The 23,692-nt window shown below is 74.0% G+C and carries 25 protein-coding genes; 12 read left to right on the top strand and 13 right to left on the bottom strand.

Annotated features, from left to right (window positions below):
- Window positions 1-45 precede the first annotated feature (45 nt).
- The gene (locus WCD74_RS27150) at window positions 46-180 is read left to right on the top strand and encodes a hypothetical protein (RefSeq protein ID WP_337698034.1); all 135 of its coding nucleotides are present in this window, start codon (window positions 46-48) and stop codon (window positions 178-180) included.
- Between the two features lies 1 nt (window position 181).
- Here WCD74_RS27150 and WCD74_RS27145 read toward each other — a convergent pair whose 3' ends face one another.
- Window positions 182-1,054 (bottom strand): helix-turn-helix transcriptional regulator, encoded by an 873-nt coding sequence (locus WCD74_RS27145; RefSeq protein ID WP_337698033.1) that lies wholly within the window; start codon window positions 1,052-1,054, stop codon window positions 182-184.
- 150 nt (window positions 1,055-1,204) lie between these two features.
- Here WCD74_RS27145 and WCD74_RS27140 point away from each other — a divergent pair, with 150 nt between their 5' ends.
- Window positions 1,205-1,966, top strand: coding sequence for an SDR family NAD(P)-dependent oxidoreductase (locus WCD74_RS27140; protein WP_337698032.1), 762 nt, complete (start codon window positions 1,205-1,207; stop codon window positions 1,964-1,966).
- A 60-nt stretch (window positions 1,967-2,026) separates the two neighbouring features.
- Window positions 2,027-3,967 (top strand): acetoacetate--CoA ligase, encoded by a 1,941-nt coding sequence (locus WCD74_RS27135; protein ID WP_337698031.1) that lies wholly within the window; start codon window positions 2,027-2,029, stop codon window positions 3,965-3,967.
- A 15-nt stretch (window positions 3,968-3,982) separates the two neighbouring features.
- Here the strand turns inward: WCD74_RS27135 and WCD74_RS27130 are convergent, their stop codons facing one another.
- From WCD74_RS27130 to WCD74_RS27120, 3 genes are all read right to left on the bottom strand, one after another.
- On the bottom strand, window positions 3,983-4,273 hold the full coding sequence (locus tag WCD74_RS27130; protein WP_337698030.1) for a hypothetical protein: 291 nt from the start codon (window positions 4,271-4,273) through the stop codon (window positions 3,983-3,985).
- 40 nt (window positions 4,274-4,313) lie between these two features.
- Window positions 4,314-4,610 carry a YrhK family protein gene (locus tag WCD74_RS27125; protein ID WP_337698029.1) on the bottom strand — a complete coding sequence of 99 codons (297 nt, stop codon included), beginning with the start codon at window positions 4,608-4,610 and terminating at the stop codon, window positions 4,314-4,316.
- Window positions 4,611-4,676: 66 nt separating this feature from the next.
- Entirely contained in the window at window positions 4,677-5,117 is a 441-nt protein-coding gene (locus tag WCD74_RS27120) for a MarR family winged helix-turn-helix transcriptional regulator (protein ID WP_337698028.1), read from the bottom strand.
- Between the two features lie 49 nt (window positions 5,118-5,166).
- On the opposite strand from WCD74_RS27120, the gene WCD74_RS27115 reads away from it, so the two are divergent.
- Window positions 5,167-5,799, top strand: a complete 633-nt coding sequence (locus WCD74_RS27115) for an NAD(P)-dependent oxidoreductase (protein WP_337698027.1) — start codon at window positions 5,167-5,169, stop codon at window positions 5,797-5,799.
- A gap of 22 nt (window positions 5,800-5,821) precedes the next feature.
- Here the strand turns inward: WCD74_RS27115 and WCD74_RS27110 are convergent, their stop codons facing one another.
- Window positions 5,822-6,220, bottom strand: coding sequence for a DoxX family protein (locus WCD74_RS27110; RefSeq protein WP_337698026.1), 399 nt, complete (start codon window positions 6,218-6,220; stop codon window positions 5,822-5,824).
- A 139-nt stretch (window positions 6,221-6,359) separates the two neighbouring features.
- Here WCD74_RS27110 and WCD74_RS27105 point away from each other — a divergent pair, with 139 nt between their 5' ends.
- The 6 genes from WCD74_RS27105 to WCD74_RS27080 all read left to right on the top strand — a co-directional run bounded on the left by WCD74_RS27105 (window position 6,360) and on the right by WCD74_RS27080 (window position 10,902).
- Window positions 6,360-7,265 carry a LysR family transcriptional regulator gene (locus WCD74_RS27105; protein WP_337698025.1) on the top strand — a complete coding sequence of 302 codons (906 nt, stop codon included), beginning with the start codon at window positions 6,360-6,362 and terminating at the stop codon, window positions 7,263-7,265.
- 130 nt (window positions 7,266-7,395) lie between these two features.
- Window positions 7,396-8,160 (top strand): SDR family oxidoreductase, encoded by a 765-nt coding sequence (locus WCD74_RS27100; protein WP_337698024.1) that lies wholly within the window; start codon window positions 7,396-7,398, stop codon window positions 8,158-8,160.
- 41 nt (window positions 8,161-8,201) lie between these two features.
- Window positions 8,202-8,471 carry a DUF2277 domain-containing protein gene (locus WCD74_RS27095; protein ID WP_337698023.1) on the top strand — a complete coding sequence of 90 codons (270 nt, stop codon included), beginning with the start codon at window positions 8,202-8,204 and terminating at the stop codon, window positions 8,469-8,471.
- Entirely contained in the window at window positions 8,468-8,944 is a 477-nt protein-coding gene (locus WCD74_RS27090; RefSeq protein ID WP_337698022.1) for a DUF6985 domain-containing protein, read from the top strand. Before WCD74_RS27095 ends, WCD74_RS27090 begins: the two co-directional genes overlap by 4 nt.
- Complete coding sequence (locus WCD74_RS27085) at window positions 8,944-9,423, top strand: DUF6985 domain-containing protein (protein ID WP_337698021.1); 480 nt, start codon at window positions 8,944-8,946, stop codon at window positions 9,421-9,423. The genes WCD74_RS27090 and WCD74_RS27085 overlap by 1 nt, the downstream gene beginning before the upstream one ends.
- 186 nt (window positions 9,424-9,609) lie before the next feature.
- Entirely contained in the window at window positions 9,610-10,902 is a 1,293-nt protein-coding gene (locus WCD74_RS27080) for a cytochrome P450 (RefSeq protein WP_337698020.1), read from the top strand.
- A gap of 9 nt (window positions 10,903-10,911) precedes the next feature.
- On the opposite strand, the gene WCD74_RS27075 is transcribed toward WCD74_RS27080, so the two are convergent.
- Both WCD74_RS27075 and WCD74_RS27070 read right to left on the bottom strand, forming a co-directional pair.
- The gene (locus WCD74_RS27075) at window positions 10,912-12,225 is read right to left on the bottom strand and encodes a hypothetical protein (RefSeq protein WP_337698019.1); all 1,314 of its coding nucleotides are present in this window, start codon (window positions 12,223-12,225) and stop codon (window positions 10,912-10,914) included.
- Window positions 12,226-12,254: 29 nt separating this feature from the next.
- A complete protein-coding gene (locus tag WCD74_RS27070; protein WP_337698018.1) occupies window positions 12,255-12,641 on the bottom strand; it encodes a cupin domain-containing protein in 387 nt (128 codons plus the stop codon).
- Window positions 12,642-12,769: 128 nt separating this feature from the next.
- Here WCD74_RS27070 and WCD74_RS27065 point away from each other — a divergent pair, with 128 nt between their 5' ends.
- Window positions 12,770-15,787, top strand: a complete 3,018-nt coding sequence (locus tag WCD74_RS27065; protein WP_337698017.1) for an ATP-binding protein — start codon at window positions 12,770-12,772, stop codon at window positions 15,785-15,787.
- 58 nt (window positions 15,788-15,845) lie between these two features.
- Here the strand turns inward: WCD74_RS27065 and WCD74_RS27060 are convergent, their stop codons facing one another.
- The 4 genes from WCD74_RS27060 to WCD74_RS27045 form a co-directional block, all read right to left on the bottom strand.
- A complete protein-coding gene (locus WCD74_RS27060) occupies window positions 15,846-16,703 on the bottom strand; it encodes an aldo/keto reductase (protein WP_373696140.1) in 858 nt (285 codons plus the stop codon).
- A gap of 119 nt (window positions 16,704-16,822) precedes the next feature.
- Window positions 16,823-17,395 (bottom strand): TetR/AcrR family transcriptional regulator, encoded by a 573-nt coding sequence (locus tag WCD74_RS27055; RefSeq protein WP_337698016.1) that lies wholly within the window; start codon window positions 17,393-17,395, stop codon window positions 16,823-16,825.
- 105 nt (window positions 17,396-17,500) lie between these two features.
- Window positions 17,501-17,659, bottom strand: a complete 159-nt coding sequence (locus tag WCD74_RS27050) for a DUF6131 family protein (RefSeq protein WP_337698015.1) — start codon at window positions 17,657-17,659, stop codon at window positions 17,501-17,503.
- A gap of 192 nt (window positions 17,660-17,851) precedes the next feature.
- Window positions 17,852-18,769, bottom strand: coding sequence for a LysR family transcriptional regulator (locus WCD74_RS27045; RefSeq protein ID WP_337698014.1), 918 nt, complete (start codon window positions 18,767-18,769; stop codon window positions 17,852-17,854).
- Window positions 18,770-18,876: 107 nt separating this feature from the next.
- On the opposite strand from WCD74_RS27045, the gene WCD74_RS27040 reads away from it, so the two are divergent.
- Window positions 18,877-21,228 carry an arylsulfatase gene (locus WCD74_RS27040; RefSeq protein WP_337698013.1) on the top strand — a complete coding sequence of 784 codons (2,352 nt, stop codon included), beginning with the start codon at window positions 18,877-18,879 and terminating at the stop codon, window positions 21,226-21,228.
- 22 nt (window positions 21,229-21,250) lie between these two features.
- On the opposite strand, the gene WCD74_RS27035 is transcribed toward WCD74_RS27040, so the two are convergent.
- Window positions 21,251-22,189 carry a formylglycine-generating enzyme family protein gene (locus WCD74_RS27035; protein WP_444876351.1) on the bottom strand — a complete coding sequence of 313 codons (939 nt, stop codon included), beginning with the start codon at window positions 22,187-22,189 and terminating at the stop codon, window positions 21,251-21,253.
- Between the two features lie 43 nt (window positions 22,190-22,232).
- Window positions 22,233-23,612, bottom strand: a complete 1,380-nt coding sequence (locus tag WCD74_RS27030; protein WP_337698011.1) for an NAD(P)/FAD-dependent oxidoreductase — start codon at window positions 23,610-23,612, stop codon at window positions 22,233-22,235.
- Window positions 23,613-23,692: the final 80 nt, after the last annotated feature.

The following is a 23,692-nucleotide window of genomic DNA, read 5'->3' as shown; positions in this document are numbered from 1 at the left end:
TCGCGGAGTCGTCGGACGAGCGCGTCCGGGGCGTCGGCGGGGACGATGTGGCCGCACCGCCGAGGGCCACCCACCCCGCTCGGCTGCTCCCTCGTCGCGCCGCTCGACGTCCTGCGCGACTGGGCCGAGACCCACATGGCCACCGTCGACGCGCATCGCGCGGCGAACGCCGCCGACTGACCTACCGGCGCGCGGACGCGTCCGGGCCGGCCTCGGGGGTCAGGTCCTGGCGGCCGACGACCCCGAGCAGCTCGAACAGCTCCACCGAGTCCGTCCCGACGGCGGGGGTGAACCACAGCAGGCGCTGCAGCCCGTCCTCGCTGAACAGGTTGAGGCAGTTCACCTCGATGACGCCGAGCTGCGGGTGGACGATCCGCTTGCGGTCGTCGCGCCGGACCCCGACGTCGTGCCGGTCCCACAGCGACTCGAACTCGGGGCTGCGCCGCCGCAGGTCGGCGATCATCGCGCTCGCCTCGCGGTCGTCGGGACCGCGCCGGGCGACGGCCGCCCGCAGGTCGGCGGTGAAGGTGGCGGAGTGCCGCTCGTGGTCCTCCTCGGGATAGAGGCGGCGGCTGTCCGGATCGGTGAACCAGCGGTGGACGAAGCTGGCCGCGAACCCCGTGTGCTCCGGCGCGCGGCCGAGGAGCGCTTCGGCGAGGCGGTTCTGCACCAGCGACACGTGCAGGTCGGTGACGACGGCGGCGGGCGTGCCCTCCACCCGGGCCAGCAGGTCGAGCATCCCGGGGTGCACGTGGCCCGCCGCGCCGCCCGCGGCCGGTACCGGGCGTCCGGCGAGGTGGTGGAGATGGTCGCGCTCGTCGCGGGTCAGGCGCAGCGCCCGGCTCAGGGCGGCGACCATCTGCTCGGACGGCTGGGCGCCGCGGCCCTGCTCGAGCTCGGTGTAGTACTCCACCGACGCGCCGGCCAGGTGCGTGACCTCGTCGCGGCGCAGGCCCGGTACCCGCCGTCGGGACGAGCCGGAGAGACCCACGTCCGCCGGGCGGATGCGGTCACGGCGCGACTTGAGGAAGCCACCGAGCTCAGCGAGGTCCACGGCGACCAGTCTGCGCCACGAGGCCGCTGACCAGGCACGGGTCGCCCACCCTGGGGTCGTCGTCCCCAGGGTCGATGCCCGCTGGTCGGGCCCCGTCGTCGGGACGACCGTCGACGGCGTCACGCAGACGACCACAGCTGAGGAGACATCGTGTCGGACACCCGGATCGCCCTGGTCACCGGCGGCAACCGCGGGCTCGGGCGGGCGACGGCGCTCGCGCTCGCCGAGGACGGCGTCGACGTCGTGCTGACCTACCGCGCCAACCGCGCGGAGGCCGACGACGTCGTCACCGAGCTCGAGAAGGCGGGCGTGCGGGCGGCGGCCCTGCAGCTCGACGTCGGCGAGGTCGGGTCCTTCCCGGCCTTCGCCGAGGAACTGCGCGGGCTGCTCCGCGGCACCTTCGACCGCGACCGCCTCGACCACCTCGTCCACAACGGTGGCCACGCGGCGCTGACCCGACTCGGCGCCACCACCGTCGAGGACGTCGACCGCCTCTACGCCGTGCACTTCAAGGGCCCGTACTTCCTGACGCAGGCCCTGGCCGACCTGATCGCCGACGGCGGCTCGATCGTCACCCTCTCGAGCGGGCTGTCGCGCTTCGCCGGCGACGGGTGGGCGATCTACGGGTCGCTCAAGGCGGGCGTCGACCAGCTCACGCGCTACCTCGCCACGGAGCTCGGCCCGCGCGGCATCCGCGTCAACGCGGTCGCCCCCGGGCCGATCGCCACCGACTTCGGTGGCGGGACGATGCGCGACGACGAGGGCGCGCGCACCCACATGGCCTCGCTCGCCGCCCTCGGCCGCATCGGCGAGCCCGACGACATCGGCCCGCTGATCGCGACGGTGCTCTCCGACCGCGCCCGCTGGGTCACCGGCCAGCGCCTCGAGGCCTCGGGTGGCACGCTGCTGTAGCGGACGCTGTCCCGCTCCGGCCCTCGCGATGTGGCCTGGGCCACGGCATCATCGGGCACCGTGAGTGCTCCCGACGGTCCCGCGCTCCTCCGCCCGCCCGGCTCCCCGGAGGGGACCGGGGTCGGGGCCTTCCTGGCCCACCTGTCGTCGTCGCGGGGGCTGGAGTTCGACGACTACCCGGCCCTGTGGCGCTGGTCGGTGGCCGAACCGGAGGCGTTCTGGGCGTCGATCTGGGACCACTTCGGGGTGTCCGGGACCTACGACCGCGTCCTCGGGTCGTCGACGATGCCGGGCGCGCAGTGGTTCCCGGGCGCGCGGCTGAACTACGTCGAGCACATGCTGGGGACGGAGGCGGACGACGACGCGACCGCGATCATCGCCCGCTCCCAGACCCGGGCACCGCGCGAGCTGACGTTCGGCGAGCTGCGGGACCAGGTGGGCCGCGCCCGCGCCGGGCTGCAGCGCCTCGGCGTCACGCGCGGGGACCGCGTCGTCGGGTACCTGCCGCACGTCCCCGAGACGATCGTCGTGTTCCTGGCCGCTGCGAGCCTGGGCGCGGTCTGGGCGGCGTGCGCGCCGGAGTTCGGCGCCCGCAGCGTCGTCGACCGGCTCGGCCAGCTCGAGCCGACCGTGCTGCTGGCCGTGGCCTCCTACCGCTACGGCGACAAGGAGATCGACCAGCGCGAGGAGCTGGCGCGCATCCGCGAGGGCCTGCCGAGCGTCCGGCACGTCGTCGGGGTGGACTACGGGCCGCACCCGGTGCCCGACGCCATGACGTGGGACGAGCTGACGGCCGAGCCCGGCCCGGTCGTCGTCGAGCACGTGCCGTTCGACCACCCGCTCTACGTGCTCTTCTCCTCGGGCACGACCGGCCTGCCGAAGGCGATCGTGCACGGGCACGGCGGGATCCTGCTCGAGCACCTGCGGCTGTTCGGCCTGCACTTCGACATCCGCCCGGGCGACCGGACGCTGTGGTTCACCACCACCGCCTGGGCGATGTGGAACATCACGATCTCCGTGCTGCTGCACCGCGGGACGATCGTGCTGTTCGACGGGAACCCGCTCTGGCCGGACCTGGAGGCGCAGTGGCGGCTCGCGGCCGAGACCGGCGTCGCGCTGTTCGGGACGAGCCCCGGCTACCTCATGTCCTGCCGCAAGGCGGGCGTCGTGCCGCCCCGCTGGCCGGAGCTGCGCCAGATCGGCACCACCGGGGCCCCGCTGCCGGCCGAGGCGTTCGACTGGGTCTACGCCCACCTCGGTCCGGACGTCGTCCTCAACCCGTTCAGCGGCGGCACCGACGTGTGCAGCGGCTTCGTCGGCGGGAGCGCCTGGCAGCCGGTGTACCGCGGCGAGATGGCCGGCGCCGGTCTCGGGCACGACGTGGCCGCCTTCGACGAGGCCGGGAACCCGGTGGTCGAGCAGCTCGGCGAGCTGGTCGTCCGGGCGCCGATGCCGTCCATGCCCGTGTCCTTCTGGAACGACCCCGACGGCGAGCGCTACCGCGAGGCCTACTTCGACACCTACCCCGGCATCTGGCGCCACGGCGACTGGGTGCGGTTCACCGAACGCGGCAGCTGCGTGATCACCGGGCGCTCCGACGCGACGCTGAACCGCGGGGGCGTCCGCCTGGGCACCGCCGAGTTCTACGCCGTCGTCGAGGACATGCCGGAGATCGCGGACGCGCTCGTCGTCCACCTCGAGGACGACGACGGCGGGTCGGGCGAGCTGCTGCTCTTCGTCGAGCTCGCCCCCGACACCGAGCTCGACGCCGACCTGCGGTCGCGGATCGCGACAGGGCTGCGGCGGAACCTCTCGCCGCGGCACGTCCCGGACCTCATCGCGGCCGTTCCTGCGGTGCCGCGGACGCTGACCGGCAAGAAGCTCGAGCGCCCCGTGAAGCAGGTGCTGCGCGGGCGTCCGGTCGAGGAGGTCATCAGTCCGGACGCCGTACGTGGTGCGGACGCCGTCCCGGCGTTCCGGGAGGCCTACCGGGGGCGGTGAGCGGCCGGCGGACGCTCATCGCGGTGCGTGCAGCACGTCCCCGAGGGTGGTGTGACCGGCCGCCCCGCCCGACAGCGGGCTCCCGAGGACGGCCTCGAGCCCCGTGACCAGGAGCAGGGCCAGCACGAACATCACCAGGGCGACACCGAGACCCCGCGCGACGGTCGACAGCGGGCTCCGCGGCCGGGCGTGCGCCGCCCGACCCGGCCCGACACCGGTGAAGTCCAGGGTGTCGGCCCCGCGGTCGACAGCGCGGACACGGTAGGCGTCGCGCGCCACCGGCCCCTTGCGGTCCGCCCGGTCCATACGACGGAGTACCCACGAGCGGGCAGGGCACCGCCCGCCGTCAGAAATCGTCGGACGACCCCGACGTGGCTCGTCCCGCCCGACGCCGCAGGTGGACGATCCGGCTCAGCCGGATGACCGGCCGGACCAGCAGCTCGACACTGCCGATCACGAACAGCCACGTGCCGGCGGTGGTGGTGGCCTCGGAGAAGAACAGGATGCTCCCGATCAGGAACCAGATCCCGATGAGGATGTCGTTGACGATGCTCAGCGCCTCGTAGCGACGGGAGATCACGACCTCGTCGGGCCCCAGGTCCAGGGTGAGCGGCGAGGGCCCTTCCGCGTGTCCGTCGGCCACGGGACTCATTCTGCTCCGTGGCGCCTACAGCTCGAGCACGACATCTCTGCCCTGCATGGCACCGGATCAGAAACCTGCTTCTCGCGCGGCGCGGACCCGGTCGAGGAGCTCGTTGAGCATGGCGGCCTGCGCCCTGCTGAGACCCAGGGACTCCGGCGTGTTGAACGCCCGGACGGACGGCCAGGACCGGGCGAGCGCCGCGCGGCCCTCGGCAGTCAACGAGACGCCGACGCGCCGACCCTTGCCTCCTGGGCCGTCGCGGGTGACGAGACCCTGCTCCACCAGCGACGACAGCAGGACGCGGACGCTCTGCGGGCGGACCAGGACCCGCCGGGCGAGCTCGGCCTGGGTGAGCCCGTCGTCCCCGTCATCGAGGGCCTCGAGCTCGATGAGGACCGCGAACTGGGTCGGCGTGAGGTCGAGCGCCGCGAACAGCTCGCTGAACCGGAGACCGACGACGTGGGCGGTCTGGACCAGGTTCTGCGCGGTCAGCGTCTCCTCCGTCACGGGCGTACGATAGCAGTTGGCTGTTACCGAGACCGAGGAGGATCCAGCCATGCACGTCGTCGTGCTCGGCGCCCGCGGCGGCAGCGGCCGCGCGGTCGTCGTCGAGGCCCTGGGCGCCGGCCATCGCGTCACCGCCGCCGTCCGCGACCCCGACGCCTTCCACACCCTCGGCATCACGTCCAACCGGTTGCACGTCGCGCGCGTCGACGTGCGGGACGAGGAGAGCCTCGTCCCGGTGATCGACGGCCAGGACGTCGTCGTCTTCGCGGCCGGCCCGCCCGGACGGCGCGCGCACGGGCTCTACTCCCAGGGCGCGCAGGCCACCGTCGCGGCGATGACGCGTTGCAGGGTCGACCGCCTCCTCGCGATCACGTCGGCCGGCGTCCGCTACGACGACCACGAACTCGCCCCCTGGTACCGCCTGCTCGTCCGGCCGCTGCTCGGCGAGATCTACGCGGACATGAGCCTCATGGAGCAAGTCGTCCGTGCGAGCGACCTCGACTGGACCCTCGTGCGCCCGGTCCTTCTCCTCGACCGGGAGCCGGTCGGCGACTACCGCGTCCTCGACGCCGCCACCCCGCGACGGGGCCGCACCATCACGCGCGCCGACCTCGCGCAGTTCATCGTCGGGGAGATCGACGAACGTCGATGGTCACGGCAGGCCCCCACCCTCGCCCACTGAGGGACGAGGAGGGAGCCGGAGGTCAGTCGCCGAGCCGACGGCGGTCCAGGCTCAGCGGGCCCGGGCCGAGCACGACCAGCAGCAGGAACACCCAGCAGTAGAGCGCCGCGGGCTCGCCGCCGTTGTCGATCCAGTTCCAGCCGGCGGAGGTGTGGATGACGAAGAAGGCGAAGGCCATCATCCCGGACAGGAGGAACGCGGCCACGCGCGTGTAGAGCCCGACCGCCACCAGCAGCACGCAGACGATCTCGACCGCGGAGATCGCGATCATCGGGGCCGCCGGCGCGGAACCGTCGAGCAGCCCGAGCGCGCTCGCGGGGTGCAGCAGGAAGAGCACGGTCACGACGATGCGGAAGGCGAGGAGGACCCACGGTCGCGCGGACCCCAGGATCGCCTCCGACGCCCGTACGGGAACTGCCACGTCTTCTCGCGCGGTGTCGGTCTCGAATGATGCCGTCACGTCAATTCACTCCCGGAGTGGGTCGGGAAATACCAACGGGGAGAATCTGGCCGCTCCGGACAGTCGGCACCAACGCGACATCGGGATATACGCTATGCACGTGACGCATAGCGACCTCGGGCTGGTGCACGAGCTCCGTGCGCTCGCCATCCTGCTCGAGGAGCGCAACGTCACGCGGGCGGCGGCACGCTTCCACCTGAGCCAGTCCTCGATGAGCCGCACGCTGCAACGGCTACGCGCCCTGTTCGCCGACGAACTGCTGGTCAGGGCCGGTGGGGAGTATGAGCTGACGCCCCGCGCGCAGGAGATGCAACGCGAGCTCACGATGCTCCTGCCCCGCCTCGAGAACCTCGTCGCCGGGCGGGCCTTCGACCCGTCCACGGCCGACGGGGTCCTGCGCGTCATCGGTACCGACTACACCGTGGCCACACTCGGACCACACCTGCTCCCCCGCCTCCTGCGCGACGCCCCGCACCTCGAGATTCGCATCGACCAGCGCGACCACGACAGTTACGCCGATCTGGAACGGGGTCGCGCCGACGTGGCTCTCTCGGTCATGCGCCCGGCGTCGTCCCTGCGTTGGGAACAATTGTTCACCGACGACCTGGTGTGCGTGGTCGCCGCCGACCATTCGGCGCGGGACCGCTTCTCCCTCTCCGACTACGTGAGCGCGCGCCACGTCGCCGTGGCCGTCATCCACGGCGACCAGCCGATGATCCAGCGCTGGCTCGACACGTCCGGTCACAGCCGCTCCGTCGCCGTCCGCGTTCCCCAGTTCACCTCGGCGTTCACCGTCCTGCCGGGCACGGATCTCGTCGCGACGATCCCCCGTCGCATGGCCGAGGCGCACGCCGCCACCGATCCGCGTGTCCGCCTGGTCGAGGCCCCCGAGGGCTTCGACGCCATCCCCTACGGCATGGTCTGGCACCCCAGGCTCGATGCCGACCCCATGCACTCCTGGGTCCGCGACACGCTCCGGTCCGCGGCGTCGGACCTGACCGCCTGATCGTCGTCTCCACCCGTGGGTGGAGCGGCACGCCGTCGCCCGGACGGGGTCCTGCTGCCGCGGCAGGACCCCGCCCGCGCGCCCACCCTCGGCTACGGTCACGCGCGGTCGAGCGCGACAGGAGGACCGGATGGCTGAGCAGCGGGTGCTGGTGACGGCGGGGGCGGCCGGGATCGGCCTGGCGATCGCGGAGGCGTTCGTCGCCGCGGGCGCCCGCGTGCACGTGGTGGACGTCGACGCACATGCCCTCGACCAGCTGACCGGCCGCTCGTCGGCGGTGACGGGGACCGCCGGCGACGTCACCGAGCCCGCCGTCGTGGAGCAGCTCTTCGCCGACGTGGAGCGCGAGCTCGGCGGCCTGGACGTCCTGGTGAACAACGCCGGGGTCGCCGGCCCGACGGCGCCCGTGGCGGACTACGACCGGACCGCGTGGGACCAGGTGCTCGCCGTCAACCTCACGGCGACCTTCGCGATCACCCAGCGGGCGATCCCGCTGCTGGAACGCTCCGACCGTGCGTCGATCATCGTCATGAGCTCGGTCGCGGGCCGCTACGGCTACCCGAACCGGGTCGCGTACTCGACGACGAAGTGGGGCCTGGTCGGGTTCGCGAAGACGCTCGCCCTCGAGCTCGGCCCGCTCGGCATCACGGCCAACACCATCCATCCCGGGGCGGTCGCCGGGGCGCGAATCGAGCGGGTGCTCGCCGGCCGCGCGGAGGCGTCCGGGACCGACGTGGAGACCGAGCGCGCGAAGGCCCTCGGGAACCAGTCGATCGCCGAGTTCACCGACCCCGCCGATGTCGGCGCCCTCGCCGTCTTCCTCGCCGGTCCGCACGGGCGCTTCATCTCCGGGCAGGTCCTCCCGATCGACGGGGACTCCAAGGCCGCGCAGTGAAGGGCTCGATCCCCACCCGGTCGGTGCGGCACGATCGCGGCATGTGCCGCAACATCCGGGTCCTGCACAACTTCGAGCCCCCGGCCACCGAGACCGAGGTGCACGAGGCCGCCCTGCAGTACGTGCGCAAGATCAGCGGCGCCGCGAAGCCCTCCAAGGCGAACGAGGACGCGTTCGCCCGCGCCGTCGCCGAGATCACCGCGAGCACCCGCACCCTGCTCGACGAGCTGGTGACGACCGCGCCGCCCAAGGACCGCGAGGTCGAGGCGTTCAAGGCCCGGGAACGGGCCCGCGAGCGCTACGCCCGATGACCGACCGGCTCGCCGGCATCGCCGCGCAGGTCGCCGACCTGCTCGACCGCGCGGAGCCCGAGGACCACGCGACGCCGGAGCAGCGCCACGTGTGCCGGGAGGCGGTCGCCGCCGTCCGGGCCGGCGGTGCGAACCTGCTCGACACCGCCACGCCGTACCTGTGGGAGTACTACCGCGACCTCGCGGACGCCGTGGGCGAGGACGAGCTCGGCATGACGCCGCTGCGCGACGGTGACGACATCTGGGAGCACGTCGAACTGCCCCGGGTGCCGACGCTGGTGCTCGGCGGGGACGAGCGCGCCCCATCGCCGTGCTACGTCAACTTCGAGGGCGAGGTCCGCTGGGAGCCCGAGCACGGTCTGCAGCTCGTGTTCGACCACACGGGCCGGCTCGCGCGCGTCGGTCCCTACACCGGGCACGTCACCGTGGCGCGCGTGCGCGGCTCGGCGGATCTCGACACGATCTACGGCTGATGGTCACCGAGCGCCTGCGGCAGCTGGCCGCGACGGTGGCCGATCTCCTCGACCGGGCCGAGGCGGACGTCCCGGCGGCACCGGAGGAACACCGGCGGTACGACGAGGCCGTCGCGGCGATCCGCGCGGGGGGCGCCGAGCTGCTCGACACGGCGACCCCGTACCTGTGGATGTACTACCGCGACGTCGCCGCCACCGTCGACGCGGAGGACCTGGGGATCGCGCCCCTCGGCGACGGCGACGACATCTGGGAGCACGTACGCCTGCGCCGACCCCCGACCCTCGCGACCGGCTTCGGCTCCTACGAACCGTCGCCGTGCTACGTCGACTTCCACGGCGGGGTGACGTGGGAGCCCGAGCACGGGCTGCAGCTCGTGTTCGACCACACCGGACGGCTCTGCCGGGTCGGTCCGGTGAGCGGGCACCTGACCGTCGCGGCCGCCGACAGCACGGCGCCGCCGGACGCGATCTACGGCTGAGCCGTCCACGGATCCGCGCAGGCGGAACCGTGGCCATCGGACAGGGTCGCGCCGACACCCTTCGACCCGCGGCGGGGCGCCGCGCCGCGCACCCCGCCCCGAGAAGCACATGGGGCACCTCGCGAGCCCGCGGAAGAAGCCTGGTGTCGCACTCGGCGTGGGACTCTGCGCGCGAGGAGGTGCGCGATGGACGTGGCCCGCGACCTACGGCTCGGCACCCGTCTCGCGGTGATGCGCGGCGGTGGTCGCGTCCTCGCGTGGAGCGGCGACCCGGTGCTCCGCCTGATGTACCGGCCGTGGGTCGACCGGCCGCACCTGGTCCACCGTCAGCTGCGCGAGGGCCCGCAGCCGTTCGTCAGCCGCAGCGGCGTCCTGGTGGTGGCCACCGCGGAGCTGTGCCGGGAGGTCGTCCGCGACCGCCGCTTCGGCGTCCGCACCCGCGCCGGTGGCACCCCGGGAGGTGCGGTCGCCGGAGGACGGGACCCGCTCCTCGAACCGGTCGACCTCTCGATCCTGGGCCTCGACCCGCCCGACCACACCCGGCTGCGGCGCCTCGTGGCCCCGGCCTTCACCCCGGCCCGGGTCGCGGCGCGCGAACACCTGGCGCGCGAGGTGGCCGAGCGGCTGGCCGGCGCCGCGGCGCGGGAGCACCGGTTCGACCTCGTCGCCGACGTCGCCGTCCCGCTGCCGGTCGTCGTCATCGCGGACATCCTCGGGGTGCCCGACGCGGACGCGGAGACCTTCGGGCACTGGGGCCGCGCGGTCGGCGCCGGGCTCGGCGGGGTGCGGTCGCTGCGGGCGCTGCACCGCCTGGACCGGGCGGTCCTCGAACTGCGCTCCCTGATGTCGGGCCTGCTGGCCCGCCGTCGTCGGGACGGCCCCGGCGGGACCGACGACGTCCTCGACCTGCTCGTCGCCGAGGAGGTCGACGACGACGAGGCGGTCAGCCTGGCCGTCCTGCTGCTGCTAGCGGGGTTCGAGACGACGAGCGGGCTGATCGGGAACGCCGTCGCGGCGATGCTCGCCTCCGGCACCTGGGACGACCTGGTCGACGACCCGTCCGCCGCGGCCGCCGTCGTGGAGGAGACCCTCCGCTTCGACCCGCCGGTCCAGTTCACCGCCCGCGTCCCCCACGAGGACGTCGAACTCGCCGGCGCCCCGGTCCACGCCGACTCCACGGTGCTGGCCCTGCTCGGTGCCGCCGGTCGGGATCCGGCCCTGCACACCGACCCGGAGGTCTTCGATCCGCACCGGACGACCGCGTCGGAGCACCTCGCGTTCTCCGGCGGGGTCCACTACTGCCTCGGCGCACCCCTGGCCCGGCTGGAGGGCCGGGTCGCGCTCCAGGCCCTGGCGGCGCGGATGCCGACCCTGCGGCGCCTGCCCGGCGCCACGCGCCGCCGCTCACTCCTGCTCAGCGAGTTCACGCGGCTCCCGCTCGCTCACCAGGGCGGCAGGACCGGCAGCTTTCCGTCGTGACGCAGGCCGTCAGTCCGAGGCGAAGGCCCGCAACCGGTCCGCCCGGGCCTGGAGCTCGTCGACGCCGAGGTAGTGGCCCCGTCGGTGTGCCCGGACCTCGACGACGGTCTCCTCGAGCTCGGCGAGGTCCGCGGCCCGGTGCCGCTCGACGGCCTCGTCGTCGCCGAGCGCGCGCCGGACCGCGTCTGCGCTCGCCGGCACCCCGTGGACGACGCAGGCCAGCACCGCCTTCGTGCTCGGGCGAGCGCCCGCCTCGAGCATCCGCACCACCAGCTCGGTCCCGATCGGCCCGTTGACGGCGTCGAGAGCGCCGGGAGGGACCTCGGCCCCGGCGTCGAGCAGCGCCGCCAGGACGCCCGGGGCGTGGTGGGACAGCGCGAGGTCGACGGCTCGGGCGCTGCCGGCGAGCACGAGGCCGGGATCGACCCCGGCCGCGAGCACCCGACCGAGGAGCTCGACGTCGTCGGCCTCGACCGCCCGCCGCAGCGCGAGGCGTGCCGCCGTCCGGTCCTCCGCCAGGCGCCCCGCGTCGAGCAGGCCCTCCCAGTCGACGACCGCCTGCCGGTAGAACGCCACCAGCCGGTCCGCCAGGTCCGGGTCGAGGCCCTGCTCGCGATGCTGCTCGACGGCGTCGAGGAACGTCTCGCCGGTGGACGACGACCGGACGCCGGGGATCGCGGGCGCGAGCGGGTCGCGGTCGAGCCGCAGCGCGCGGAAGGCCCCGGGAAGGTCGTCGGCCACGTCCATGACGGAGTCCTGGTGCAGGGCGTGCGTCCACCCCGGCGGCAGCCCGATCATCCAGGCCACGACGCGGCCGGCGTCCGGCCCGGGCGCGGTGCGCACGTAGATCCGGTCGGTGTACTCGAAGCCGCCGATCGGGACGCCGTCGAGGTCCGGCGGTTCCGGGTCACCCCGCTCCCGGGCGGCGTCCTCGCCCAGTTCGAGCTCGTGGGAGATCCAGCCCATCAGGTCCCGGTAGCCGTCGCTGTCGGGGTAGAAGAGCTCCGCGAAGCTCAGCAGCGCGTGGTGGTCGTCGCCCACGTCGACCGAGAGGTCGTAGTCCAGGCGACCGCCCGCCGTGGTGCCCCACAGTGCCCGTAGCTCGGGCGGCAGCGGGCCCGCGCACACCACCTCGATCGCCCGCATGCGCGCCGCGGGCATCGGCGGCTGCGCCTCGAAGATCACCCGCTCGGCGAAGACGACGAAGCCGTGGCCGGCGAGCTCGGCCCGCTCCTGCTCGGTGAACGGGTTCTCCCCGTAGACCGGTACCGGCTCGCGCTCCGGCTCCGACGGGCGGGAACGGCGGCGGAACCAGGGGGCCACGGGCCGAGATCGTGGCACAGCGGCCGTCGTCAGACACCCATCTGCGACTTCATGTGGTCGATGACGTCGTTGTGCTCCTGGGCCGGGCTGAAGAGGATCACCTCGGAGTCCCGCTCCACCCGCACCGAGTGGCCCGGCGGCCAGTAGAAGAGTTCGCCGCCCTCCACGTCCTCGGTCGTCCCGTTCGTGTAGCTCACCGTGAGCGAGCCCTCGAGCATGTAACCCCAGTGCGGTGCGTGGCAGCTGTCGCCGGGCAGCCCGGCGAGCAGCGGCGCGATGTCGGTCCCGGCACCCAGCGAGAAGTACTCCCCGGCGATCGTGCCGTAGCCCGAGGCCTCACCAAAGTCCTGTCGCTGACGGGCGATCGCGCCCGGCACGTCGATGGTCGCCGCGATGTCCTCTTTCCTGATCTTCATCCTGACCTCCGGTCCTCCGGGCGAGCAGTTCTCGCCACGACGACGACCGTGCGCGTCGGTCCTTGCAGCTCGGTGACAACCCATCGGTGACTTTCCGTCCAGTAAGTGACATAAGGCACACTCCTATGGTGCAGCTACGTGTCCTCGGCTCTCTGGAGCTGCTCACCGAGGGCGAGATCCCGCCGCTCGGCGGCCCGAAACCCCGTCTGCTGCTGGCGGCTCTCCTCGCCCACCGACGGCGGCTCGTCCCGTCGGACCGGCTCGTCGCGATCCTCTGGGAGAACGACGCGCCGGCCACGGCCGTGGCGACGCTGCAGACCCACCTGTCCCGCCTGCGGCGTGTCCTCCACGTCGAACCGGAAGGTCCCCGGCTCGAGACCCGCCCGCCCGGATACCGGCTCGCGGTGGGGCCGGACGTGGTCGACGCGGACCGCTTCGAGGCAGGGGTCGCCGCGGCGCGCCTCCACCTGGCGGGGGACCCGGCCGCGGCACGCGACCATGTGGACCGCGCACTCGCCGAATGGCGCGGACCAGCCTTCGCCGAGTTCGCGGCCGTCGACGGGATCCGGCTCGAGGCCGAGCGCCTCGAGGAGCTCCGCGTCTCGGCCCGGGAGCTCGGCGTGGACGCCCGCCTGGCCTGCGGAGCGCACCTCGAGCTCGTCGGCGAGCTGGAGGGTCTCGTGGCCGAGCACCCGCTGCGCGAGCGACTCTGGAGCCAGCTGATGCTGGCCCTCTACCGGTCCGGCCGCCCCGCCGAGGCGCTCCGGCGTGCGCACCAGCTCCGCCATCTCCTGCGCGAGGAACTCGGGCTGGACCCGACGGCCGAGGTGCGGGACCTCGAGACCGGCATCCTCACCGAGGCCCCCGACCTCGACTGGCGGCCCCCGCCCGGGACGGCGGCCCGGGTGGCCGCCGCCCTGCCGCGTGGCCCGAACCTGCTCATCGGTCGTACCGACGACCTCAGGACCGTGCGCGCACGCCTGACGGAGAACCGTCTCGTGACGGTGACCGGCCCGGGCGGCGTCGGCAAGACGCGTCTCGCCCAGGAGCTCCTGCCCGACCTGGGCATCGCCGGCGAGCACGGGGTCCGGTGGGTCGAGTTCGCCCCCGTGTCGGGCCCGACCGCTGCGGTCGTGGCTCTCGCGACCGCGCTCGACGTCCAGCGCCGACCGGGGCGGTCCCTGGAGGACTCGGTCGTCGAGGCGCTGCGGACCCAGGAGCTCGTCCTGCTGTTGGACAACTGCGAACACGTCCTGGACGCGATCACACCGCTGGTCGACCGGATCCTGCGGTGGTGCCCCGGCGTCCTGGTCCTGGCCACCAGCCGCGAGCCGCTGGGGTTGGCCGGGGAGGCGGTCACCGTCCTGGCCCCCCTCGCGGTCCCGCGCTCACCCGCGACGGCGCCGGCCGACGCGCGACGCTCGGACGCGGTGTCCCTCTTCGTCGCGCGGGCCACCGCCGCACGTCACGACTTCGTCCTCGACGAGGCGACCGTCGGGGCCACCACGGACGTCTGCCGACGGCTGGACGGGCTCCCGCTCGCGCTCGAGCTCGCCGCGGCGCGGATGCGGTCGATGTCCGTCGCCGAGCTGGCCGACCGGCTCGACGGATCGTTCCGGTTGCTCGGCGAGAAGCACGCGCCCGATCCGCGCCACCGCAGCCTCCATGAGGTCATCGAGTGGTCCCACGGTCTCCTCACACCGTTCGAGCAGGAATTGTTCGCCTACGTGTCGGTGTTCGCGGGGACCTTCACCGTGCGTCGGGCGGAGGAGGTCTGCGTGCGCGCCGGCCTCGAGCGCGCCGACGTCCTCCCGGGTCTCGCGACGCTGGTCGACAAGTCGATGGTCGTGTCGCAGCTCGTCGACGGGGAGACGTGCTTCCGTCTGCTCGAGACGTTGCGGTCGTTCGCCCGCGCGCAGTTGGACGCCCGACCCCACGCGGCGGGCGAGGCCGGGCGCCTCGCGCACGCACGGGCCCACCTCGACGCCGCCCACGTGGCGGCCGACCAGCTCGGCGGCGCGGAGGAGGCGGACGGGATGCGGACCCTAGACCGGGCCGTGGATGACCTCCGAGAGGCGTTCGAGGCCGGGATCGCGCTGGGCCAGCTCGACCTGGCCCTCGACCTCGTCACCTGCGCGCGGGAGTTCGCCTTCCGCGCGATCCGCTACGAGGTCTGCCGATGGGCCGAGTCCCTCGTCGCCCTCCCTGCCGCGACGACCCGACCGCTGTTCCCGCTCGTGCTCGGCGTCGTCGCCTACGGGCGGTTCGTCCGCGGCGACCTGGCGGCCGCCGTCGAGGCCGGCCGCGCGGCCGTCCGCTACGCCGACCGCGCGGGCGTGTCGACGGGCGGGCTGGCCGAACGGGCGCTCGGCAACGCCCTGTTCTACCGCGGCGAGACCGACGCCGCCGTGGTCGCGATGGACCGCATGACGGTCATCGCGCAGCGCTCCGCCGACGACGGCCTGATCGCGCACGCCTCCTACATGCGCTCGGTGGCCGCGACGAGCGTGGGCGACGTCGAAGGGGCCAGACGGTTCGCCGCGCTCGCCCGTGCTGCAGCTCGGGGGTGCGCTGCGCCGACGGCACGAGCACAGGCGGACTGCGCCACCGGGCTGTGCGTCCGGCGGGAGGACCCGGACCGCGCCCTGGGTCTCCTGCACGACAGCGCCGGGAACGCCGCCTCGGTCGGCAACCGCTGGCTCCGCGCCTTCGCACGGACCGAGGAGCTCGCCCTGCGGGCGGCCCGCGGCGACGTCGACACCGCCCTGTGGGGCTACTCCGACGTGGTCGGGACGTGGTTCCGCGGTGGAGACTGGGCGAACCTGTGGCTCTCCCTGCGACACGTGTCGGCGATCTTCGCCGTGATCGGCGAGGAACGGACGTCGGCCACCCTGCACGGTGCGATCCACGCGGCCGGAGCCGCTACCGCGCTGCCGTTCGAGCCCGGCGACGCCGACCGGATCACTGCGACCGCCGAGTCGGTGCGCGTGCGGCTCGGAGAGGACGAGTACGGACGCGCGGTGGCCACCGGCCGCGGCATGCGCGACGAGGACGTGGTGCGGATGACGCTGGAGCGCCTCGCCGCGCTCACCGGTCGTCCGGCCCCCGTCTCCGCGAGGGACGAACGACCCGTTCGTGGCTTCTAGATGCACGAACGAGTCGTTCGTTCCGGAGGACGGCGGGCAGCGGACGGCGGGCAGCGGCTCAGCCGTCCGCGCCCGGGTCGGCGGGCACCGGCCCGATGCGCCCCGCGTCCTCGGGGACGTCGAGGGCGGCGATCGCGGCGAGGTCATCGTCGGTGAGGTCCAGGTCGGCCGCGGCACGGTTCTCGGCGATGCGGGCCGGCGTGTCCGACTTCGGGATGACGACGTGACCCTCGCGCAGGTGCCAGGCCAGCACCACCTGCGCCGGGGTGGCGTCGAGCCGCTCGGCGATGCCGCGCAGCGCGGGTTCCTCGAGCACCGCGCCGCGGCCGAGCGGGCTCCAGGCCTCGGTGACGATGCCGTGGGCGGCGTGCAGGGCGCGCATCTCGTGCTGCTGCAGGTGCGGGTGCAGCTCGACCTGGTTGACCGCGGGCATCGTCCCACCCAGGACCAGCAGGCGGCGCAGGTGACCCGCCCGGAAGTTCGACACGCCGATCGCCCGTGCCCGGTGGTCGGCGTGGAGGTCCTCCAGGCCCGACCACGTCTGGACGCACTCCGCGAACACGTCGGTGGGCCAGTGCACGAGGTACAGGTCCACGTGGTCCAGCCCGAGCCGCTCCAGGCTGGCCGCGGCGCAGTCCTTGGCGTGCTGGCAGCCCTCGTGTCCGTTCCACACCTTGGTGGTGATGAACAGCTCGTCCCGACGCAGGCCCGAGGCCGCGATCGCGCGCCCGACACCCTCCTCGTTGCCGTAGACGGCGGCGGTGTCGATGCTGCGGTAGCCCTGGGCCAGGGCCTCGGACACGGAGCGCTCGGCGTCCCGTGCCTCGGACACGCCGAAGCCGAGGCGGGGCATCCGCACGCCGTTGTTCAGCGTGACGGTGGCGTCCGCGCGGGCGGCGGTTCTCGTGGGCGTCACCCCGTTCTCAACGCGGCCCCTCCGCCGGAGCTTCCCGACGACGGACGTGCCCCCCAGCGATGATCAACGGACCCTGACGTGGCTCCCGGGGCTCGCGGACCCAGGTGAGGGCCTGATGATCATGGAGCGCGCAGGGCGTCGATCAGGAGCGCGACGTGTCGCGACGGCGCGGCGTGGTCCCGGGTGGCGCGGGCCAGCACCGCGGCGCCCTCGAAGGTCTCGATCAGCGCCGACGCGATCTCGGACGCGGACCGCCCGGGCCGGAAGTCGCCCTGCTCCTGGCCCTCGGCGACGACCGCGGCCACGGCCCGGGACCACACCGCCAGGCCGACGCGGACGGACTGGAGCACCCGGCTGGTCCGGACGACGGGCGTGCCGGCGGCCGCCCCCGCGAGCAGGGACCCGAAGCCGGTGTCGGTGGTCAGACGTTCGGCGCAGGCGGCGAAGTGGGCCCGCAGCCGCTCGGGGGCCGACCCGGGGCCGTCGAGGGTGGTCAGGTCGATGCCCCGGCCGTACTGCTCGACGATCTCCGCGAGCAGCGCCTCCTTGCTCTCGAAGTGGTTGTAGAACGACCCCTTCGGCACGCCGGCGGCAGTGGTGATGTCCGCGACGCTGACCGCCGCGGGCCCGTCGCGCCGCAGCAGGGACTCGGCGGTCGCGAGGATCGCGGCGCGATGGCTCCTCTGCGGCATCACCACAACGTGACCGGTCGTCTGATCGGGGTCAATCGGCCGGACGGCCGCACACCGACCGCGGTCCGCCGCTCCCCCCGACCGGGTGAGCGGCGGACGACGGGATCAGAAGTACGTCTTGCGCCCGCCGACACCACGGCCGACGGCACCCAGCACGGTGAGCACGAGGCCCACGACGAGCAGGATCCAGCCGATGGTGGCGACGAAGCCGGGGACGGGGGCGATGTAGCCCACGACGATGAGGATGATGCCGAGAATGATCATGGTGCCTCCGGGGTTCGGGGAGCGTGCCGGTGCCGGCTCGGGCTCGTCCGGCGCTTGGTCAACGAGGCCCTTACCCATGCGGTGCTGGTCAAGCGCCTGCCGGGGTGAAGTTGGGCCGGTCGCCCCCCACGCCGCCGCGACCGGCCCAACCTCACGACGCGTTCACAGCAGGACCTCTCCCCCGGCTGCCCGTCAGCCCGGCGGCTCCAGGTCCCGGGCCGCCGCCGCGCGGCCGAACGCCTCGAGGACGGCCTGCACGCTCGGCCGGTCGTCGGCGTGCGGGAGGTGCGCGACGACGACCGCCCGGCGCAGCGGCCGCTCGAACGGCACGATCCGGATGCCCTCCGCCGGGGCGAAGACCCGCCCGAGGTCGCTGGCCAGCGTCACGCCGAGCCCGGCGGCGACCATGGCCAGGGCGGTGGCCAACCCGTCGACCTGGTGCCGGACGCGGGGCTCGAAGCCGGCGCGCCGGCAGGCCGTGCGCACCGCCCGGCCGTAGTAGGTCTGCGGGCCGGAGATGATCCAGTTCTCGTGCGCGAGCTCGGCGAGGTCGGTGCCCGGCCCGTAGGAGCTGTCGGTCGGCGCCGCGAGGTGCATGCGGTCGAGACCGAGCGGGCGCACCCCGAGATCGGCCGCCCACGGCTCGGGGGCGTCGGGGTAGTCGAGCAGCAGCGCGAGGTCGAGATGCCCGTGGCGCAGGTCGGTGACGGCGTCCTCGGTGTCGACCTCCGAGCTCTCCAGCGTGATCCCCGGGTGGTGGGCGTGCAGGTCGGCGAGCACCGCGGGCAGCAGGGACGCCGCCGCGGCGGCGAACACCCCGATCCCGAGGTGCGCGGTCACCGCGTGTCGGGCGCTCTCGACGGCGGCGCACGCCCGCTGCTCGGCCGCCAGCAGCACGTCGGCGTGCTCGGCCAGCACCCGCCCGACCTGGCTGAGCCGCACGCCCCGGCCCACCCGTTCGAGCACCGGCGCACCGACCTCGGCGCTCAGCGCCTCGATCTGCTGCGAGACCGCCGACGGGGAGTAGTGCAGCGCCGCCGCGGCCGCGTTGATGCCGCCGCGGCGGGCGACCTCGCGCAGCGTCCGGAGGCGTCGCAGCGAGAGCTCCATGCGGAAAAGCTAAACGACGCCGTCCGTAGACGTCCGCTGGACGCGAATGATCGTCCGGGGAGAAGCTGGCGGGGTAGGTCGGCGGGTGTCCGGCCGGGAGAGGAACCATGAACTCCGATCGCGATCGTCGTGTGCTGCCGGAGCCCCAGGCGCCGCACGACCGGGTCACGGCCCTCGGCATCGACGAGCAGACCCGGGCGCACGACCCGGTCCGCCCGCTCGCTGCGCCCACCGGCGCGCCGAACGTCGTCCTGGTCGTGCTCGACGACCTCGGGTTCGGGAGCTCGAGCGCCTTCGGCGGTCCGTGCCGGATGCCGACCGCCGAGCGGCTCGCCGACGCCGGGCTGCGCTACACCCGCTTCCACGTCACCGCCCTGTGCTCCCCCACGCGCCAGGCGCTGATGACCGGACGCAACCACCACGCCGTCGGGATGGGGGCGACGACCGAGATGGCGACGTCGGCGCCCGGCTACACCGGCTTCCGCCCGCGCAGCGCGGCGACCCTCGCCCGCTCGCTGCAGGGCAACGGGTACTCGACCGCGGCGTTCGGCAAGTGGCACCAGACCCCGCCCGCGGAGATCAGCCCGGTCGGGCCGTTCGACCGCTGGCCGACCGGCGAGGGCTTCGACCACTTCTACGGGTTCATGGCCTGCGAGATGAACCACTGGTACCCCCTGCTCTACCAGGGGACGACGCCGGTCGAGCCCACGCGCACCCCGGAGCAGGGCTACCACCTCAGCGAGGACCTGGTGGACCACGCCGTCGACTGGGTGCAGGCGCAGCGGACCCTGACGCCCGACCGCCCGTTCTTCACCTACCTCGCCTTCGGGGCCTCGCACGCGCCGCTGCACGTCGCCCCGGAGTGGGCCGAGCGCTACCGGGGCGAGTTCGACGGCGGGTGGGACCGGCTGCGCGAGCAGACGCTCGCCCGCCAGAAGGCGCTCGGCGTGGTGCCCGAGCACGCCGACCTCTCGCCCTGGCCGGGCGAGGTCCCGCACTGGGACACCCTCGACGACGACCGGCGGGCGCTCGGGGTGCGCTTCATGGAGACCTTCGCCGGCTTCACCGAGCACGCGGACGCCCAGCTCGGCCGGTTCGTCGCGGCCCTGGAGGAGCTCGGCGAGCTCGAGAACACCCTGTTCCTCTACCTGCTCGGCGACAACGGCGCCTCCGGCGAGGGCGGCATCGAGGGCACGCACGTCGAGCACCGGCTCGGTCACGGCCTCGTCGACGACCCGGCGGAGATGATCGGTCACCTCGGCGAGATCGGCGGGCCGGAGAGCTACCCGATCGCCCCGGTCGGCTGGGCCCTCGCGATGAACACGCCCTACCAGTGGACGAAGCAGGTCGCCTCCCACCTCGGTGGCACGCGCGACGGGCTGGTCGTGCACTGGCCGCGCGGCATCGTCGAGTCCGGCGGCCTGCGCCACCAGTTCCACCACGTGATCGACGTGCTGCCCACTGTCCTCGACTGTGCGGGCATCCCCCTCCCGACCAGCGTCGACGGCACCCCCCAGCAGCCGGTCGACGGCGTCAGCATGCGCTACACGTTCAACGCCGCGACGGCCGCCGACCGCCGCCGCACGCAGTACTTCGAGATGTGCGGCAACCGCGGCATCTACCACGAGGGGTGGACCGCGGTGACCCGCCACGGCATCCCCTGGGACATGGTGTCCGCGCACGGCGGCGGCTTCCGCGACGACGTGTGGGAGCTCTACGACCTCGAGCGCGACCCGAGCCAGGCGCACGACGTCGCCGCCGAGCACCCCGAACGGCTGGCGCAGCTGCGCGACCTGTTCCTCGTGGAGGCCGCCCGCAACCAGGTGTTCCCGCTCGACGACCGCGTCACCGAGCGGGAGAACCCGCAGCTCGCGGGTCGCCTCGACCTGGTCGGCGACCGCCGCTCGGTGACCTACCGCGGCTCGACGCGCCGGCTGATCGAGGAGAGCACGCCGAACGTCAAGAACCGCTCGCACGCCGTGGTCGCCGACGTCGAGGTCCCGGGCGATGGCGGCCGGGGCGTGCTCGCGGCGCAGGGCGGCCGGTTCGGTGGCTGGGCGCTGTACGTCCTGGAGGGCCGCGCCTGCTACGTCTACAACTACTTCGGCCTGCGCCGGCACGTCGTCCGCGCGACCGGCCCGCTGACGTCCGGGCGGCACGAGGTGCGGGTGGACTTCACCTACGACGGCGGCGGCGTGGGCCGCGGGGGCACCGCCACGCTGCGGGTGGACGGCACGCCGGTCGGGTCGGTCCGGGTGGACGAGACGATCCCGTACTACTTCTCGTTCGACGAGACCTTCGGCGTCGGCGTGGACCTCGGGACCCCGGTGAGCGAGGACTACGCCCCCGGCGACAACGCGTACACCGGGCGGGTCCACACCCTGCGCATCGACCTCGAGCCGGCCACCGAGGACGACGACCCGTGCGGGTTCGAGCGGCGGGTGATGGTGGCGCACTGACCGCCCGCGATTGCCCCTGTGATCACCCCGGGATCGGGTTCGCGCACCGGAAGCCCAGGTTGCCCGAGCTCGACTCCGGGGTGTTCGCGCTCCGGGCGGCGACGCGGTAGCGGTAGCAGTAGGAGTCGTGGCACAGGTAGGAGCCGCCGCGCATCACGCGGGCGACCCCCTCCTGCGGCCCGGCCGGGTCGTCGACCGGGGACACGGCGTAGTAGCCGGGCGAGAAGCGGTCGGCGCACCACTCCCAGACGTTGCCCACCATCTGCCACAGCCCGTAGCCGTTCGGGCGGAACGACTTGACCGGCGCCGTCGTCAGGAACCCGTCCTCGGCCGTGTTCTCGGTGGGGAACCGGCCCTGCCAGATGTTGAGCGGCCAGCGGCGGCCGTCGCCGAGGTCGTCGCCCCACGGGAACCGGGCGCCGGTCAGGCCCCCGCGCGCGGCGTACTCCCACTGCGCCTCGGTCGGCAGGTGCTTGCCGGCCCACGCGCAGTAGGCGTTCGCGTCCTGCCAGGACACGTGGACCACGGGGTGGTTCGCGCGGTCGCCCACCGACGAGCCAGGGCCCTCGGGCCGCCGCCAGCAGGCGTCACGCACGGCCAGCCACCACGGGGCGTCGTCGACGGCGTTCAGCACGTCGGCGCGGTCGCCGGTGACGACGAGGTGGAACACCGCCGACGAGCCCCACCGCTCGGCGTCGGTGACGTACCCGGTCTCCTTGACGAAGCGGGCGAACGCGGCGTTGGTGACCGTGGTGGCGTCGAGCAGGAAGGGCGCGAGCGCGACGTCGTGGACCGGCCGCTCGCCGTCGTCGGGATAGCCCTCCCCCGCGTGGTCGCCCATCGCGAACCGGCCGCCGGGGATCGTCACCTGGCCCCGGGTGGAGCGCGGGCCGCGAGGGACGGTGCTGGCCGTCGTCGGGGCGCCCGATCCGGCGTGCGTGCCTCCGCAGCAGGCGGTCACCCCGCGGTCCTCCCGTCGTCGTCCCGTGCCTCCCCCGAGTATCTCAGCGGCCGCCCCGCTCGGGCGGGAAGGGCATCGACGGGTGGTGCGGGACCTCCGGGGACGAGGTGTCGAGCGGCACCGAGGTCGAGCGCACGAGCCCGAGCTGCGTCGACTGGCGCCCGAGGACGGCGTCGAGGAGCCAGTCCGCGGCCGTGCGGATGCGGTTCCCCGGCATGGAGAGCAGGTGGTAGCCGCGGGTGATCGTCTTCGCCGGCAGGCCCGACAGGCGCAGGTGCAGCGGGTTGGCGGCCGCGTCGGTGCTGCCGAGGTCGACGAGGAACCCGAGGTCGCGGTGCCGGTAGGACCGGAGCCGGCCGCCGCGCAGCGACGCCGCGACGTTGCGCCCGGCGAGCTTTCCCTGGCGTTCGGCGTGCTGGGCGGTCATGGCGGTGAAGCGGCCGGGATTGCCCGGATCGGGGACCGCCGCGGAGTCCCCGCAGGCGAAGACCTCGGGGTGCCCGGGCACGGCCAGGGTGCGGTCGACCACCACGCGCCCCTCGGCGAGCTCCAGCCCGATCTCCTCGATCAGTGGGTCTGGGCGCACCCCCACGCACCAGACGAGGGTGCGGGTCGGCACGTGCTCGCCGCTGGTCAGGCGCACGCCGTCGGCCGTGGCCTCGTCCACCGAGTCGCCGGTGCGCACCTCGACGCCCCGGTCGCGCAGCACGCGGTCGGCGGTGGCGGAGAGGTGGTCGTCCAGCCCGTTGAGGACCTTGCTGCGGCTGACCAGCAGCCACCGCACGGCGTCCTGCCCCAGCCCGCGGTCGCGGGCCAGCTCGCGGGTGAACAGCTGGCCCTGCGCGGCGACCTCGGTGCCGGTGTAGCCCGCCCCGACGACGACGAAGGTGCAGCGCGCCCGCCGCTCCTCGGGGTCGTCGGCGCCGGCGGCGAGGTCGATCTGCCGGATCATGTGGTCGCGCATGTAGAGGGCCTCGGGGATGCCGCGGAAGCCGTGTGCGTGGGTGTCGAGACCGGGGATCGGCATCAGCTTGTGCACGCTGCCCACGGCGAGGACGAGCCGGTCGTAGGTGATCGTGTGGTGCCGGCCCTCGGGGTCCATCCACTGCACGCGGCGCCCGGGGAGGTCGAGCTCGTCGACCTCGCCCTGCGCGTGCACGACCGAGCGCGGCAGCGTGTCCGCCAGCGAGACCGAGATGCGCCGCGGCTCGAGGACGCCGCTCGCGACCTCGGGCAGCAGCGGCAGGTAGAGGAAGTAGTTGGTGGGGCTGATCAGGACGACGTCGGCCTCGCCGCGCACGGACCGGGCCAGGGCCTTCACCGCGTGGGAGCCGGCGAACCCGCTGCCCACCACCACGACCCGCGGTCGGGACCCCGGCCCCGTCGTCGTCCCGGTCCCGTCACCGCGCTCCGCGCCCGTCATGGGCGCCGATAACCCGGCGGGGACCGGAGGTGAAACGGCTGCCGGTTTGGGGCTGCACCCCGGGCGCCGAACCCGCCGCC

Origin of the sequence: Actinomycetospora aurantiaca, from assembly GCF_037401875.1 — a bacterium.
Taxonomy (GTDB): Bacteria; Actinomycetota; Actinomycetes; order Mycobacteriales; family Pseudonocardiaceae; genus Actinomycetospora; species Actinomycetospora aurantiaca.
This window is presented reverse-complemented; position numbering and strand designations above follow the sequence as displayed.

Bases quoted from the DNA above. Each gene is read 5' to 3' on its own strand.
- WCD74_RS27150 (WP_337698034.1), top strand. From the start codon at position 46: ATGTGGCCGCACCGCCGAGGGCCACCCACCCCGCTCGGCTGCTCCCTC.
- WCD74_RS27130 (WP_337698030.1), bottom strand. From the start codon at position 4,273: ATGGACCGGGCGGACCGCAAGGGGCCGGTGGCGCGCGACGCCTACCGT.
- WCD74_RS27115 (WP_337698027.1), top strand. From the start codon at position 5,167: ATGCACGTCGTCGTGCTCGGCGCCCGCGGCGGCAGCGGCCGCGCGGTC.
- WCD74_RS27100 (WP_337698024.1), top strand. From the start codon at position 7,396: ATGGCTGAGCAGCGGGTGCTGGTGACGGCGGGGGCGGCCGGGATCGGC.
- WCD74_RS27095 (WP_337698023.1), top strand. From the start codon at position 8,202: ATGTGCCGCAACATCCGGGTCCTGCACAACTTCGAGCCCCCGGCCACC.
- WCD74_RS27090 (WP_337698022.1), top strand. From the start codon at position 8,468: ATGACCGACCGGCTCGCCGGCATCGCCGCGCAGGTCGCCGACCTGCTC.
- WCD74_RS27085 (WP_337698021.1), top strand. From the start codon at position 8,944: ATGGTCACCGAGCGCCTGCGGCAGCTGGCCGCGACGGTGGCCGATCTC.
- WCD74_RS27080 (WP_337698020.1), top strand. From the start codon at position 9,610: ATGGACGTGGCCCGCGACCTACGGCTCGGCACCCGTCTCGCGGTGATG.
- WCD74_RS27070 (WP_337698018.1), bottom strand. From the start codon at position 12,641: ATGAAGATCAGGAAAGAGGACATCGCGGCGACCATCGACGTGCCGGGC.
- WCD74_RS27055 (WP_337698016.1), bottom strand. From the start codon at position 17,395: ATGCCGCAGAGGAGCCATCGCGCCGCGATCCTCGCGACCGCCGAGTCC.
- WCD74_RS27050 (WP_337698015.1), bottom strand. From the start codon at position 17,659: ATGATCATTCTCGGCATCATCCTCATCGTCGTGGGCTACATCGCCCCC.
- WCD74_RS27045 (WP_337698014.1), bottom strand. From the start codon at position 18,769: ATGGAGCTCTCGCTGCGACGCCTCCGGACGCTGCGCGAGGTCGCCCGC.
- WCD74_RS27040 (WP_337698013.1), top strand. From the start codon at position 18,877: ATGAACTCCGATCGCGATCGTCGTGTGCTGCCGGAGCCCCAGGCGCCG.
- WCD74_RS27030 (WP_337698011.1), bottom strand. From the start codon at position 23,612: ATGACGGGCGCGGAGCGCGGTGACGGGACCGGGACGACGACGGGGCCG.